Origin of the sequence: Pseudarthrobacter sp. NBSH8 (genome assembly GCF_014217545.1) — a bacterium.
Classification (GTDB): domain Bacteria; phylum Actinomycetota; class Actinomycetes; order Actinomycetales; family Micrococcaceae; genus Arthrobacter.
The window spans coordinates 1,567,100-1,581,866 of record NZ_CP043178.1 but is presented as its reverse complement, the minus strand read 5'-3'; the positions used below and the strand labels follow the sequence as shown (position 1 = coordinate 1,581,866).

Sequence of the window (14,767 nt, the reverse complement as noted above, 5' to 3'; positions counted from 1 at the left end):
CTACCGGAACCTAGTTATCCAGGCAGGTTGGGCCCAGGAGCACCTTCAGGTCACCGAACAGTGACGGGCTGGGGTTGACCCTGAGATGGACGGGCAGCCCCATGACTTCCGTCCGGGTGTCACCCTGCAGGTGGAGCCTGACTTCCGAGTTCCCCCGATGGTTCCGAAGGACATCGCCCAGTTCGGTGACAACAGCCTGGGTTGCCTTGTGGGTGGGCATCGAAATGAGCACGGGGCCGTTGGTTCCTTCACTGAGGTCCGGAACGGACAGTTCCATGCAGTTCAGCGCCACGGCACCGTCGTCCCGCCGCTGCAGGCGGCCCTTGACCACGACGATCAGGTCCTCGGCAAGGACCGACGCGATGGGGCCGTAGACCTGGCCGAAGAACATCACCTCCATCGAACCGCCGAGGTCTTCGATTTCGGCCCGGGCATAGGCGTTGCCACTCGCCTTGGCGATCCTGCGGCTGAGCGAGGTGATCATGCCGGAGATGGTGATGATGGCGCCGTCGTGCGGCCCGTCTTCGCCGATGATCGAGGTGATGGACTGGTCCGCGTGCTGGCTGAGGAGTCCTTCCAGGCCTTGCAGCGGGTGGTCTGACACATACAGGCCAAGCATGTCGCGCTCAAAGGAGAGCTTGTCCTTCTTCTCCCATTCCGGCAGGTCGGGGATCTCGATGCTCAGCGACGCTTCGGATTCGACCTCCTCGAAACCGGCGAAGAGATCGAACTGGCCGATTGCTTCGTTTCGCTTGAGGGTGATCACGGAGTCGATGGCCTCTTCATGGATCATCGCCAGGGCACGCCGGTGGTGGTTGAGGGAATCGAAGGCTCCGGCCTTGATCAGGGATTCAATGGTCCGCTTGTTGCAGACCACCGCGGGGACCTTCATGAGGTAGTCCTTGAAGGACGTGTAGGCACCTTCCTTCTCGCGCGCGGCCACCATCGCTTCGACGGCATTGACGCCCACGTTGCGGATGGCACCCATGCCGAATCGGATGTCGGTGCCTACCGGAGTGAAGTTCAGCGCGGATTCGTTCACGTCCGGCGGCAGCACGGTGATTCCCATGCGCCGGCATTCGTTGAGGTAGATTGCCGATTTGTCCTTGTCGTCACCGACCGACGTCAGCAGGGCAGCCATGTACTCCGGCGCAAAGTGCGCCTTCAGGTACGCGGTCCAGTAGGAGATCACGCCATACGCGGCCGAGTGGGCCTTGTTGAAGGCGTAGTCGGAGAACGGCAGCAGGATGTCCCACAGGGTCTTCACTGCGGCCATGGAGTAGCCGTTGTCCTGCATGCCCTGGGAGAATCCGGCGAACTGCTTGTCCAGCTCGGATTTCTTCTTTTTGCCCATGGCGCGCCGCAGGATGTCTGCCTGCCCGAGCGAATAGCCGGCGAGTTTCTGGGCTACGGCCATCACCTGCTCCTGATATACGATCAGGCCGTAGGTCCCGCCAAGGATTTCAGCAAGCGGTTCCTTGAGCTCGGGGTGGATAGGGATGACTTCTTGGATCCCGTTCTTGCGCAGCGCGTAGTCGGTGTGCGCGTTCGCGCCCATCGGACCGGGCCGATAAAGAGCCAGCACGGCGGAGATGTCCTCGAAGTTGTCAGGCTTCATCAGCTTCAGCAGGGACCGCATGGGACCGCCATCAAGCTGGAACACACCCAGGGTGTCGCCCCGGGCCAGCAGTTCATACGAGGCCACGTCATCCAGGGCCAGGCTGTCCAGGTCCAGGTCCATGCCGCGGTTGAACTTGATGTTCTCCAGGGCGTCGGAAATGATCGTCAGGTTCCGCAGGCCGAGGAAGTCCATCTTGATCAGCCCCAGGCCCTCACACGTGGGGTAGTCGAACTGCGTGATCACCTGGCCGTCCTGGATACGGCGCATGACCGGGATGACGTCGATGATGGGATCCGAGGACATAATGACGCCAGCGGCGTGCACGCCCCACTGGCGCTTCAGCCCCTCAATGCCGAGGGCAGTCTCGAAGACCTTCGCGGCCTCTGGATCGGAAGCGATCAGCTGGCGGAAGTCACCCGCCTCGCTGTAGCGCTTTGAGTCCTTGTTCTGGATGTCGGCGAGCGGGATGTCCTTGGCCATCACTGCCGGCGGGAGCGCCTTGGTCAGCTGCTCCCCCATGCTGAACGGGTAGCCCAGCACACGGGAGGAGTCCTTCAGCGCCTGCTTGGTTTTGATGGTGCCGTACGTGACAATCATTGCCACGCGCTCGTCGCCGTATTTCCGGGTCACATAGTCAATGACTTCGGACCGGCGCCGGTCATCGAAGTCAACGTCGAAGTCAGGCATGGACACCCGGTCAGGGTTGAGGAACCGCTCGAAGATCAGGCCGTGAAGGAGCGGATCAAGGTCCGTGATTCGCATGGCGTACGCCACCATGGAGCCGGCGCCGGAGCCACGGCCGGGACCGACGCGGATACCGTTCTTCTTCGCCCAGTTGATGAAGTCGGCCACCACCAGGAAGTATCCCGGGAACCCCATGGAGGTGATGACTTCGAGCTCGTAGTCGGCCTGGGTGCGGACTTTGTCCGGGACACCGCCCGGGTACCGGTATTCCAGTCCCGTGGCAACTTCCTTGACCAGCCAGGATGTTTCGTCCTCGCCCGGCGGGCACGGAAACCTCGGCATGTAGTTTGCGCCGGTGTTGAATGAGACATCGCAGCGCTCGGCGATCAGCAGGGTGTTGTCGCAAGCGTCCGGGTGGTCCCTGAACAGCTCCCGCATCTCCTGCGGGGATTTGAGGTAGTAGCCGCTGCCCGAGAAAGCGAAGCGAGAGCCGCCGTTGTCATAGGACGGCTCCAGCAGCGTGGAACCTGACTGGATGGCAAGCAGGGCCTCGTGTGCCTTGGCGTCATGTTCGTGCGTGTAGTGAAGGTCGTTGGTGGCCACCAGCGGCAGGTTCAGGTCCTTGGCCAGCCGCAGCAGGTCTCCCGTGACCCGTCGTTCGATGTCCAGGCCGTGGTCCATCAGTTCGCAGAAATAGTTCTCCGCACCGAAAATATCACGGAATTCCGAGGCGGCTTCCAAGGCCTCGCGGTACTGGCCCAGCCGCAGCCGGGTCTGGACCTCCCCCGAAGGGCAGCCCGTGGTGGCGATCAGGCCCTCGGAGTATGTGTTGAGGAGCTCACGGTCCAAACGCGGCCATTTGCCGAAAACTGCGTCCAGCGAGCCGATGGACGAAGCCCGGAAGAGGTTGCGCATGCCGACGTTGTTATAGCTCAACAGCGTCATGTGCGTGTAGGAACCACCGCCGGAGATGTCGTCCTTGCGCTGGTGTTCCTCGCCCCAGCGGACACGGCTTTTGTCCGTGCGCGCAGTACCGGGGGTTACGTAGGCTTCCACACCGATAATCGGCTTGATCCCCTGGTCCGTGGCGCGCTTCCAGAAATCGAAAGCCCCGAACAGGTATCCGTGGTCGGTGGTGGCCAGTGCCGGCATCCCGAGGCGTTCAGTCTCGTTGAAGAGCTCACCCAGGCGGGCTGCGCCGTCCAACATGGAGTATTCGGTGTGGTTATGGAGGTGGACGAACGAGGCATTGCTGGAAGTCACCGCACCATTCTAAGCGCTGGCCGGCCGCCCAAGGCCCAGCGACCCCGCCGCTAGGCTTCCCCCGACTCCAGGACTGCGAGGGCAAAGGCCAGATCCTGCGGGTATTCGCTGGTCACGGTGACGCGTTCCCCCGTGGCCGGGTGGTCGAAGCCGAGCTGCCGGGCATGGAGCCATTGCCGGGTCAGGCCCAGGGTGGCGGCGAGCCGAGGATCCGCCCCGTAGGTAAGATCTCCGGCGCATGGGTGCCGCAACGCCGAAAAGTGGACACGGATCTGGTGTGTGCGCCCGGTCTCAAGGTGCACCTCCACCAGGGTGGCCTTGCCAAACGCCTCCAACACCTCATAGTGCGTGATCGACGGCCTGCCGTCTTCGATCACGGCAAAGCGCCAGTCGTGTCCGGGGTGGCGCCCGATTGGCGCGTCGATGGTGCCCTCCAGCGGGTCCGGTAGCCCCTGGACCACCGCGTGGTAGACCTTGTCCACGGTGCGCTCCTTGAAGGCCCGCTTCAGGGCCGTATAGGCGCGCTCCGTTTTGGCCACCACCATTACCCCGGACGTGCCGACGTCGAGCCGGTGCACGATCCCCACCCGCTCGGGGGAACCCGACGTCGAGATCCGGAAGCCGGCTCCGGCGAGACCGCCAACCACGGTGGGGCCTACCCAGCCGGGGGAAGGATGCGCGGCAACGCCCACTGGCTTGTCCACAACAACAAATTCGTCGTCGTCCAGCAGGATTTTCAGGCCTTCCACAACTTCCTCCACCACTTCGAGCGGGTCCCGTCGTTCAGGCACCGTCACTTCCAGGACATCGCCGGTAACCAACCGCGCGGACTTGCCGAGCTTCTTGCCGCGGCTCACCACGTTGCCCTCGGCGATGAGGGTCGCGGCCATCGACCGGGAAATCCCCATCAGCTTGGCCAGCCCGGCGTCCGCCCGTGTTCCGCCGACTTCGTCGGCGACCACCACACGCTCAGACACCGTCCGTGTCCTTCGGCTGGGCCGCCTCTTTCCGTGGCGCCGTGACGTGCCGTGAGCCATCAAGGGCGGTCCCCCGCAACGTCAGGATGCAGATGATGACTACTGCTGAAACCACGGCGGAATCGGCGATGTTGAAGATCGCAAAATTCGGCAGTTGGATGAAGTCCACCACATGCCCCATGCCGAACGAGGGCTCCCGGAAGAGCCTGTCCGTCAGGTTGCCCAGGGCTCCGCCCAGGAGAAGTCCCAGTGCCAGCGACCACCAAGCCGAACCCAGCTTGCGCACCTGGAACAGGATGGCGATGGCGACGCCGGCCATGATGATGGAGAACAACCATGTGACATTTTCACCGATCGAAAATGCGGCTCCGGAATTTCGGATGAAGTACCAGTGCAGGAGCGGCGGCAACACCGGGATACGTTCACCCTCCACCATCGAGGACGTCACCCACAGTTTTGTCAGCTGGTCCAGGACGTACGCAAAGACGGCGAAGCCGGCGAAGAGCGAGAGCAGGAGTGCCTGCCGGGGGCGGGCCGATGAGGGAGAAGGGTTTGCGGCGTCAGCGGCGAGGTGGTCAGTCATGGTGCTTTCATTTTGTGAAACCGATGTTAAATCCCAAAAACCGGCAGCCGAGGAATCCTCAGCCACCGGTTCTCAGAATACGTGCTTGGCGGACTAGTTCGCTTCAACCTCAGGGGCCGCTACGGAACCGCGGGCGTCAAGGTCGCGAAGCTGGCCTTCAATGTAGGCCTTCAGGCGTGAGCGGTAGTCGCGTTCGAAGCCGCGGAGCTGCTCTACCTTGCGTTCCAGGACGGAGCGCTGCTGCTCGAGGGCACCGAGGATCTTCCGGGACTTCTCCTGGGCATCGTTGACCAGGCTGCTGGCCTCGATCTGGGCCTCGGCGATGATCTTGTCCTTCTGAGACTGACCGTCGGCGACGTGACGGTCGTGCATCTGCTGCGCCATGGCGAGCAATCCTGCAGCGGACTCGGCCGAAACCGTGCTCCCAGCGGCTGCGGCGGGCGCAGCAGCCGGAACGGCGGCAACAGGTGCGGCCGGCTCGGCTTCCTTCTTCTTGGCAGCGTCGGGAGTTTTAGTCTCGACTTCAGCCTTCGCCGGGGACTCAACTTTGTCAGCCTTGACGGGGGCGGGAACCTTCTCGACCACGGGGGCGGACGCAGCGGAGCTGGCCGGCACGCCGGAACCTGATTCTGCAAGCTTCTTGCGGAGCTCGTCGTTCTCCTGGTTCAGGCGCCTGAGTTCCACAACGATCTCGTCCAGGAAGTCGTCAACTTCATCCTGGTCGTAGCCTTCGCGGAACTTGGTCGGCTGAAAGCGCTTGTTGACAACGTCTTCTGGCGTCAAAGCCATCTGGTCACCTCATTGGTCTAGTTAGTCAGTAGGCCTTCCGGCCGTCAAAACTACGGTACCTAAATATTGTCTGGTTCCTCTAATTCAACACTGAGTGTCAAACCGGAGATTTCTTCGCGGCTCAGAGGGAGTTCCAATTCCAGGAACTCCGCCCGCTCTGCTAGGTCTTGTCGAAGATTACGCGAAACCCCTGGTGACCGCCATCGCGATGCTGACGCCGATGAACAGGACCAGGAACCCGAGGTCCAAGGTCACCCCTCCGAGCCTCAACGGCGGGATCAGCCTACGGAGCCCCTTCAGCGGCGGATCGGTGATCGAATACACAGTGTGGGCCACCACAAGGGCGATACCACGCGGACGCCATCCCTTGGCAAACATCTGGACCCAGTCAAAAACCAGCCGGATGATCAACGCCACGAAGAACAGCAAAAGGGCGATATAGACAAGTCCGAAAATAATTCCCATGACTTAACTCATATCTCCATGTCCATTCCCGATACCGCGGTGCCTTGCCGATGTTTCTTGTCTATTTCAGCACAGATGCCAGACAGGTGTACCTGTCTGGCATCTGGAATATGCTCAGGGCTAACTTTGATTGAAGAAGCTGGCCTGGGTCTCGCTGACCTTTTTGTCATCGCCAATGACTTCAATGTACGACGGCGACAGCAGGAAAACCTTGTTGGTGACGCGTTCGATGCTGCCCCGGAGTCCGAAAACCAGACCGGCCGAGAAATCGACGAGACGCTTGGCGTCCGCTTCGCCCATGTCGGTCACGTTCATGATGACGGGGATGCCGTCCCGGAAACTCTCACCGATGAGCTTGGCGTCATTGTAGGACCGCGGGTGGATCGTGGTGATCTGCCGAAGCCCGGACGGTTCTTCGCGGCTCGAGGCCGCACGCTTGATGGGGGTCACTGGTGCGCGGTATTCCTCTTCGGGGGCGTGAGATGACTCGCGGCTGACATCGCGGACGGGTGCCGGTGCACGGCGTTCCTCGCGGTCAACTTCCATCGAATCGTCCTCGTCCTTACGTGTTGTGGTGTGCTCGGACTCGTAGTGTTCATCGCCATCGGCGAGCCCAAGATAGATCATTGTCTTGCGCAGAGCGCCGGCCATGGTCGACTCCTAATCGTGTCCGTAGGCGGGCCGCCCAATGACTTGACAGCCTTGAATCCCCCGCCACTCACTTCCTATGGGTTCGACGCTACCCCACGTCAGGACGCGATCCGAGAATATCGGAACCGATCCGCAGGTGTGTCGCACCGAAACGGATGGCCGCTTCCAGGTCCTGGCTCATGCCGGCCGAGATGGCCGTTGCGCCGGGATGCTCGGCCACCAAGCGCGTCGAGATGGCTGCCAGCTTTTCGAAGGCTGCAGCCGGGCCGGTGCCCAACGGGGCGACGGCCATAACACCCGCCAGTTCCAGTCCTGCCGCAGCCGCCAACCGCTCGGCCAGGAGCGGCACCTCCGCCGCAGCCGCGCCGCCGCGGTGGGCGCCGGCGTCGTCGTCGAGGCTGACTTGGATGAAGCATTCCAGGGCTCCCCGGCCCGTCCGCTCCTGTTCCACCGCCATGGCGCGCTCCAGGCCATCCACCAGGGCCAGCCGATCCACCGAATGGAGCGCGTGGGCATATTTGGCCACGGATTTCGCTTTTTTGCTCTGCAACTGCCCGACGAAGTGCCAGTTGAGGCCGAGGCCTGCCAGTTCGGCCGCCTTCGAAGAGGCTTCCTGATCCCGGTTCTCGCCGACGTCGCGGACGCCCAGCGCGGCGAGGCGCCTGATGTCCGCGGCCGGGTGGAACTTGGTGACCACAATCAGCGTGGGCCGTTCCCCCGCCCGGCCTGAATCCTGGACGGCGGCTTCAATGCGACGCTGCACGGCGGCGAGGCGTTCCGCCAGATCAGCCATCCGCGCCGGGTTGTCCTCCACTACATCCTCATTCATGCGACCACACCAGTCCGGCAAAGCGCCCGGTGGTGTGGGACCTGCGGTAGGAGAAAAGATCGTCGGACTCGAGCGTGCACGGGCCCGCATATTCAATGACAACCCCGGCTGCTTCAAGCTGGCTTTTCGCCCCCGCCGGGAGATCAAGTGCCGGTGTGCCCCAGGATGTGGCGGCCCACGTTGCAGGCACCTTCGCTGCCACGTGGCCGCGCAGGTCCGCGGGCACTTCATAGCAGCGTCCGCAGATTGACGGGCCCAGCCAGGCGCGGATGCCGGTGGCCCCGGCTGAGCGCATCCGCTCCGCTGCCGCCGGGAGAATTCCGTTTTCTATCCCCGGCCGGCCTGCGTGCACGGCGGCGAGGACCGGACCGCCCGGCCCCTGACCCACCAGCACCGCGGGGATGCAGTCGGCCACCATGACCGCCAGCGGCAGTCCCCGCGACACCATGGCGTCGGCGGTTGGCGCCGGCGTGGCCGGCTCCATCATTTCGACGGCTGTGCCGTGGATCTGTTCCATGAACCGGAGGGAACCACGGGTTATGCCGGCCGCGCTCTCCAACGCCTCGCGGCGCTGGAGAACGCCAGCGGCGTCGTCCCCGACGTGCAGGGCGAGATTGCCGGCCTGGGTGTCTGTAAACGCCACACTCACGCCAGCAGAGACTTCGGCCCGCCAATAGAACAACCCGGGGCCTACTTCAGGAAGTCGGGGACATCCAGGTCATCGGCGCGGTTCCCCGAGAGGTCCGGCTCCACTACGGAGGGCAGATCGACGTCGAAACCTGAATCGGCGGGGACCGCCGACGGGCGCTGCTGGCCCCAGTTGCTCAGGCCTGACGCGCCGACTCCGGCGTGGACCGGCTGGACGTTGTGCTGGTGGCTACCGCCCGAGGTGGGCGCCTGAGCCGGCGCGGGCGCCGCGGCAGGCCGCTGCGGTGCAACCTGCGGCTGCGACTGGTCCATGGAGGGAGAGGTGGCCTTGACGTCGTCGAAACCGGCTGCGATGACCGTGACACGGGCCTCGTCGCCGAGTGCGTCGTCGATCACGGCACCGAAGATGATGTTGGCTTCGGGGTGGGCCACTTCCTGGACCAGGCGGGCAGCTTCATTGATTTCGAACAGGCCAAGATCTGAACCACCCTGGATGGAGAGCAGGACACCATGGGCGCCGTCGATGGAGGCTTCCAGCAACGGCGACGCAATGGCGAGCTCAGCAGCCTTCACCGCACGGTCTTCACCGCGGGCGGAGCCGATGCCCATCAGCGCGGAGCCCGCGCCCTGCATCACGGACTTGACGTCCGCGAAGTCGAGGTTGATCAGGCCGGGGGTGGTGATGAGGTCCGTGATGCCCTGGACACCGGACAGCAGGACCTGGTCAGCGGAACGGAAAGCGTCCAGGACGGAGACGTTGCGGTCGCTGATGGACAGAAGCCTGTCGTTCGGGATAACGATCAGGGTGTCCACTTCGTCGCGGAGGGCGTCGATGCCCGCCTCTGCAGAACCCGCACGACGGCGGCCCTCAAACGTGAACGGGCGGGTGACAACGCCGATGGTCAGCGCGCCAAGCGAGCGGGCGATGCGGGCGACGACGGGCGCGCCGCCGGTGCCGGTGCCGCCGCCTTCGCCGGCGGTGACGAAGACCATGTCCGCGCCGCGGATGACCTCTTCGATTTCCTCGGCGTGGTCCTCGGCAGCCTGCTTGCCGACCTCCGGGTTCGCACCGGCTCCCAGGCCGCGCGTCAGCTCACGCCCGATGTCGAGCTTGACGTCTGCATCGCTCATCAACAATGCCTGCGCATCGGTGTTGACAGCAATGAATTCGACGCCGCGAAGACCGACCTCGATCATGCGGTTGACTGCGTTCACGCCACCGCCGCCGATGCCGACGACCTTGATGACGGCCAAGTAATTCTGCGGAGCTGCCACGTTACGTGTCCCTTGTTCGTGTCCTATTGCGAAAACTGTGGAGTCGGGCTTGAAGCTTCGAACCTTAACCTTCGAGTTGAAGGTTATAGTTATGTCAAGTAACTCATGTTGGAACGCTATTTCCTATGGTTCGGACATTCAATAACCGGAGCCGCGTGTCGCGGGAATACCGGGTAAATAAAGCGTTCACCGCGTCACCGGATGCCGTGGCGCGCTCACATCGTACACACGGACGGGGTTCTTCGGGTCTGCGGGAACCTTGAGCAAGGCTTCAAGCACCTTGGCCTTGAGCTCCTTCTCCCCCGCATTCCCCCAAATGATGGTCTGGCCGTCCACCAATTTGAGCTCCACGGCATCCACGGACTGCGCGGATGCGTTGGACAGCCTCGACAGCACGTCCAGCGGGAGTGCACCGAGGACCGTTGCAGTGGCCTGGAAAAGGTCCTTGCCGATGGCTCCGGCGCCGCCGTCGATCACGGGCAGGGCAACCCCGGCCGGGTCCGCGGGGCTGGCCAGCACCACGCCGTCCACATCCACCAACTGGTACTGCTCCCCCTGCTTGACCAGTGCCACCGGAATCCGCTCCAGCACCTGGACCACCAATCCTGACGGCGGCCGCGCCTGGGTTGAGACGGATTTAATCTGAACGAGGGGCGCCAGGAGGCGGCTGACCTCCTCATCGCTGATCTGGGGCAGGGGCTTGCCCTTCAGCGGTTCCAGCGCGGCCTGGACCTGCTCCGTCGTGACGAGCCGCGTCCCGGACACCGATACAGTGCCTACGGCAAGGACCGGCGAGAAGATTGCGGCGGCCAGCAGCGCGCAGACCAGCGCCAAGACAATGCCCAGCGTCACCAGGATGTTCCGTTTGCGGCGCTTTCCGGGCGGCTCCGGGAATACCAGCACATTGTCAGTGCCTGCCGGTGCCTTGTCAGGGCCCGCTGGCGCCTCGTCCGCTGACCGCTTGCGGCCGGCGTCCTTCACTTTCTTGCGGCCAGGCAAACAGGGCGTATCCGCTTCCGGGGCGTTTTTGGACGCCGAGATGACCTCCGGTTCCGCTGGCGCGGGTGGCTGCCGCCTGCCCGGTGAAGCGTAGGTAGGCCGGCGCGGACTACCCACCGAGGGCCTGCACTATCTGCGGCCCGTAGGCCGTCACGTCCCCTGCCCCGACGGTCAGGATGATGTCGCCGGGACCGGCCACGTCCGTAAGGGCAGCGACCGCTCTGCCCGACTCCACCAGCCGTCCGCCGGCGGCCAGATGTTCGGCGATGAGCTGGCTGGTGACGCCTGGGATGGGATCTTCGCGCGCGGGGTAGATGTCCAGGACCAGGGCGGTGTCGGCAAGGTTCAGCGCTGCCGCGAACTCCTTGGCAAACTCCCTGGTGCGGGAGAACAGGTGCGGCTGGAACAGGACATGGACGCGGTGCCCGCCGGCCACGGACCGGGCAGCCGTCAGGGCGGCCCGGACCTCGGTGGGATGGTGGGCATAGTCGTCATAGACGCGCACGCCGCGCACCTCCCCTTTCAGTTCAAAGCGCCGGGAAGCGCCCGAGAAATGCGCCAGGGCACCTGCGGCAGCTTCGGCGTCGACCCCCAGCTCCAGCGCGACGGCTACGGCGGCGGCGGCGTTCAGCGCGTTGTGTCGGCCCGGGACCTGCAGGTCCAGGGCGAACCGTCCGGCGGGTGAGGAGACCGCAACGTCCCCCGGGCCGGCGTCGTGCAGTACCAGGTCCGACCCGCCCGAGGTGCCGTACAACACCACCCGGGTATTGCCGCGCGCGAGCGTGCGCTCTGCGAGGGCCGCGGCACCCGCGTCATCGGCGCAGGCAATCAGGACCCCGTCGGCCGGGAGCAGCGCCGTAAAGCGGTCGAAGGACTCGTAGACGGCCTCGGCGGTGCCATAGTGGTCCAGATGGTCGGGCTCGACATTGGTAACCACGGCAATCCTGGGCCTGTAGTTCAGGAAGGACCCGTCGGATTCGTCCGCTTCGGCCACAAAGACCGGTGAGGTGCCGTGGGCGGCATTGACGCCGAGCGCAGGCACGTTGGCGCCAATGGCAAACGACGGATCCACCCCGGCACCCTGGAGCAGGACGGTGATCATGGAGGTGGTGGTGGACTTTCCGTGGGTACCTGCCACAGTCACCACGAGGTCGTCCCCCATGGTGGCCGCCAGCGCCTCCGAGCGGTGCAGCACCGGCAGGCCGGCCGCACGCGCGGCCACGAGTTCGGGGTTGTCCGCACGGATCGCCGAGCCGGCCACCACGGTCTGGGCATCGCCCAGGTTGGCTGTGGCGTATCCCACGGCGATCCTCGCGCCGGCGGCTGCCAGCTCCGCCATGACCGGAAGGTCCTTCGCGTCCGATCCACTGACGGCGACCCCGCGGGCGACCATAATGCGGGCCACGGCGGACATTCCCACCCCGCCGATGCCGATGAAATGGACGCGGCCCAGGGACTCCTGGCTGCGGATGCTTGCGGGGATCATGCGGATACCGCTTCCAGGACAAGATCAGCCATGCGCTGATCGGCGTTTCTGATGCCAAGGCGGCGCGAGCTGGCGGCCATGGTGGCAAGGCGACCGGGGTCGGTGACCAGGGGAATCAGCTGGCTCGCCACCCACTTCGCGGTGAAGTCCTTATCCGGGACCAGAAGTGCGCCGCCGGCGTTCACGAGCCCCGCCGCGTTGAGCGCCTGTTCCCCGTTGCCGATTGGCAGCGGGACAAACACCGCAGGCACTCCGACGGCGGCCACTTCGCAGACGGTGGCTGCGCCGGACCGCGCAAGCAGCACATCCGCGGCGGCGTACACCTGCTCCATGCCGTCCACGTATTCCACCTGCCGATAGCCCGGTACCGCGAGGGGGCCGCCGTCGGGACCCAAAACCGTCTTGCCGCGGCCGGTGATGTGGAAGGTCTGGATTCCTGCCGCGCCAAGGTCCTGGACGGCGGCGGCCACCCCACGGTTGATGCTTTGGGCCCCGGAGGAACCGCCGGTCACAATCAGGGTGGGCGAGGTGGGATCCAGGCCCAGGGCTTCGCGGGCGGCGGCCCGGGCAGCGCCCCGGTCCAGGCTGGAGATTTCGGTCCGCATGGGCATGCCCACATGGCGGGCGTGGCGCAGGCGCGTGGTGTCGAACGCGGTGGCCACGTGGCGTGTCAGGAACGATCCCACCCGGTTGGCCAGTCCTGGCCTGGTGTTGGCTTCGTGGATCACGATGGGGATGCCCCGGCGCCGGGCGGCGAGGTACAGCGGTGTGCAGACGTAGCCGCCGACACCCACCAGGACGTCGGCCGAGGCTTCATCGAGGATGCGTCCCGACTGCCTGACCGCCCCGGCCAGCCGTGCAGGCAGCCTGAGCAGGTCAACGGAAGGTTTCCGCGGAAACGGCACGCGGTCGATGGTGGCCAGTTCCAGGCCGGCGGCGGGCACCAGCCGGGTTTCCATGCCGGCAGGTGTGCCCACGGCGAGCAGCCTGGCACCGGGCGCAGCCGCACGCAGGGCGGCCGCGATGGCCAGCAGGGGGCTGATGTGGCCGGCGGTTCCGCCGCCCGCCAGGACAATGGACAGGTTCTGGGAAGTCATCTGGAGCTACGTACGCTTTCTTGCGGTTGTTTTGGGGCCGGCGGTTTTTTTGCGGCCGGCGGTGTTGGTGCCTGTTGTTTTGCGGCCGGGAACTGTTCGGCCAGGGACTCCCCCGGCCTTCCGGGCGCCGAAATTGAGCAGTTTCTTCGGCCGGAGGGCCGGCGCCATCTGATCGCGGGCGAGCGACAGCACCACCCCCACGGCGCAGAGCGACATCAGAAGTGCCGAACCGCCGTAGGAAATGAACGGCAGCGGCACGCCGATCACAGGCATCAGCCCTGTCACCACGGCCATGTTGACCGTCGCCTGCCCCAGCAGCCACACCATGATGGTGCCCGCCAGGACCCGGTGGAACATGTCTGCCTGAGCCACCACTACGCGGTAGATGGCGGCCCCGAGGATGGCAAAGAGGACAAGCACGACGACGGTGCCCACGAGGCCGAGTTCCTCGCCGATAATGGCGAAAATGAAGTCGTTGTGGGCTTCCGGGATCCAGCTGTACTTCTGCCGGCTTTGGCCGAGGCCGACGCCGAACCAGCCTCCGGAGGCGAGCCCGTAGAGCCCGTTGGTGGCCTGGTAGTTGGCGTCAATGCCGTCGGCACAGGACTGGCCGGTCCACCACGAGGTGATGCGGCACATGCGGTTTGAGCTGGTGATGGCCATGACAGCTGTGCCGGCTGCGGCTGCCAGGGCGGCGAACCCGAACAGGTACAGCGGTACTCCGGCGAAGAAGAGGGCGGCGGCGGTGATCATCATGATGATCATGGCTGTCCCCAGGTCATTGCCCAGCAGGACCAGGCCGATCACCGCACCCGCGAGCGGCACGGCCGGGATCAGCACGTGGAGCCAGCGCCGCAGCAGCTTCCCTTTCCTGGCCAGGACTGTGGCCATCCACAGCGCCAGTGTCAGCTTGGACGCCTCGGACGGCTGGAAGGTGACGCCGCCGAGGTCGATCCAGTTCTTGTTTCCGTTGACTTCGTCACCGATCAGCTGCACCAGGACCAGGAGGAGAAGGGCCACGCCCAGGCCGGGCCAGGCCAGGCGCTTCAGCCAGGCCACGTTGATCCGCGAGAGGACAAACATGGTGAAAATGCCGATGGCCGCGAACATACCCTGCTTGAGGGCGTCGCCGTACGGCGATTTTCCGGCAGCGATGGATTCGACGCTTGAGGCCGACAGCACCATCATGATGCCGATTGCGGTCAGGGCCAGCGTGGAACCAAGGATCAGGTAATACGTTGAGCCGTTCTTGGAAGTACCGGTTCCTTCCAGCATCGACCAGAAGGCCCGGTACATGCCCCGGATCCGGTCCGGCAGGGTGATGGTGGACTTTAAGGGCGAAGCGGTTTTCCCGGAGTGCGGCCGTGAGTCCGGCGACCGGGTGGGCGTGCTGACCATTG

13 protein-coding genes are annotated in these 14,767 nt (G+C 64.7%); all 13 read right to left on the bottom strand.

Annotated features, from left to right (window positions below; genetic code table 11):
• Positions 1-10: 10 nt before the first annotated feature.
• Positions 11-3,568: a DNA polymerase III subunit alpha gene (dnaE, locus tag FYJ92_RS07235; RefSeq protein ID WP_185263233.1), complete on the bottom strand. Its 3,558-nt coding sequence runs from the start codon at positions 3,566-3,568 to the stop codon at positions 11-13.
• A gap of 50 nt (positions 3,569-3,618) precedes the next feature.
• The gene (locus FYJ92_RS07230; protein ID WP_185263232.1) at positions 3,619-4,545 is read right to left on the bottom strand and encodes an RluA family pseudouridine synthase; all 927 of its coding nucleotides are present in this window, start codon (positions 4,543-4,545) and stop codon (positions 3,619-3,621) included.
• Positions 4,538-5,128, bottom strand: coding sequence for a signal peptidase II (gene lspA / locus FYJ92_RS07225; RefSeq protein ID WP_185263231.1), 591 nt, complete (start codon positions 5,126-5,128; stop codon positions 4,538-4,540). Before lspA ends, FYJ92_RS07230 begins: the two co-directional genes overlap by 8 nt.
• A 93-nt stretch (positions 5,129-5,221) precedes the next feature.
• Positions 5,222-5,917, bottom strand: coding sequence for a DivIVA domain-containing protein (locus FYJ92_RS07220; RefSeq protein WP_185263230.1), 696 nt, complete (start codon positions 5,915-5,917; stop codon positions 5,222-5,224).
• Between the two features lie 177 nt (positions 5,918-6,094).
• Entirely contained in the window at positions 6,095-6,382 is a 288-nt protein-coding gene (locus tag FYJ92_RS07215; protein WP_185263229.1) for a YggT family protein, read from the bottom strand.
• A 120-nt stretch (positions 6,383-6,502) separates the two neighbouring features.
• The gene (locus FYJ92_RS07210; protein WP_056342219.1) at positions 6,503-7,033 is read right to left on the bottom strand and encodes a cell division protein SepF; all 531 of its coding nucleotides are present in this window, start codon (positions 7,031-7,033) and stop codon (positions 6,503-6,505) included.
• Positions 7,034-7,121: 88 nt separating this feature from the next.
• On the bottom strand, positions 7,122-7,862 hold the full coding sequence (locus FYJ92_RS07205) for a YggS family pyridoxal phosphate-dependent enzyme (RefSeq protein WP_185263228.1): 741 nt from the start codon (positions 7,860-7,862) through the stop codon (positions 7,122-7,124).
• A complete protein-coding gene (locus tag FYJ92_RS07200; protein ID WP_185263227.1) occupies positions 7,855-8,544 on the bottom strand; it encodes a polyphenol oxidase family protein in 690 nt (229 codons plus the stop codon). Before FYJ92_RS07200 ends, FYJ92_RS07205 begins: the two co-directional genes overlap by 8 nt.
• Positions 8,545-8,552: 8 nt before the next feature.
• The gene (gene ftsZ / locus FYJ92_RS07195; RefSeq protein ID WP_111906923.1) at positions 8,553-9,785 is read right to left on the bottom strand and encodes a cell division protein FtsZ; all 1,233 of its coding nucleotides are present in this window, start codon (positions 9,783-9,785) and stop codon (positions 8,553-8,555) included.
• Between the two features lie 186 nt (positions 9,786-9,971).
• Positions 9,972-10,901 (bottom strand): cell division protein FtsQ/DivIB, encoded by a 930-nt coding sequence (locus tag FYJ92_RS07190; RefSeq protein ID WP_185263226.1) that lies wholly within the window; start codon positions 10,899-10,901, stop codon positions 9,972-9,974.
• The gene (gene murC, locus FYJ92_RS07185; protein ID WP_185263225.1) at positions 10,894-12,270 is read right to left on the bottom strand and encodes a UDP-N-acetylmuramate--L-alanine ligase; all 1,377 of its coding nucleotides are present in this window, start codon (positions 12,268-12,270) and stop codon (positions 10,894-10,896) included. Before murC ends, FYJ92_RS07190 begins: the two co-directional genes overlap by 8 nt.
• Positions 12,267-13,367: an undecaprenyldiphospho-muramoylpentapeptide beta-N-acetylglucosaminyltransferase gene (gene murG / locus FYJ92_RS07180; protein ID WP_185263224.1), complete on the bottom strand. Its 1,101-nt coding sequence runs from the start codon at positions 13,365-13,367 to the stop codon at positions 12,267-12,269. Before murG ends, murC begins: the two co-directional genes overlap by 4 nt.
• A 6-nt stretch (positions 13,368-13,373) precedes the next feature.
• A complete protein-coding gene (gene ftsW, locus FYJ92_RS07175; RefSeq protein ID WP_185263223.1) occupies positions 13,374-14,765 on the bottom strand; it encodes a putative lipid II flippase FtsW in 1,392 nt (463 codons plus the stop codon).
• Between the last annotated feature and the right edge of the window lie 2 nt (positions 14,766-14,767).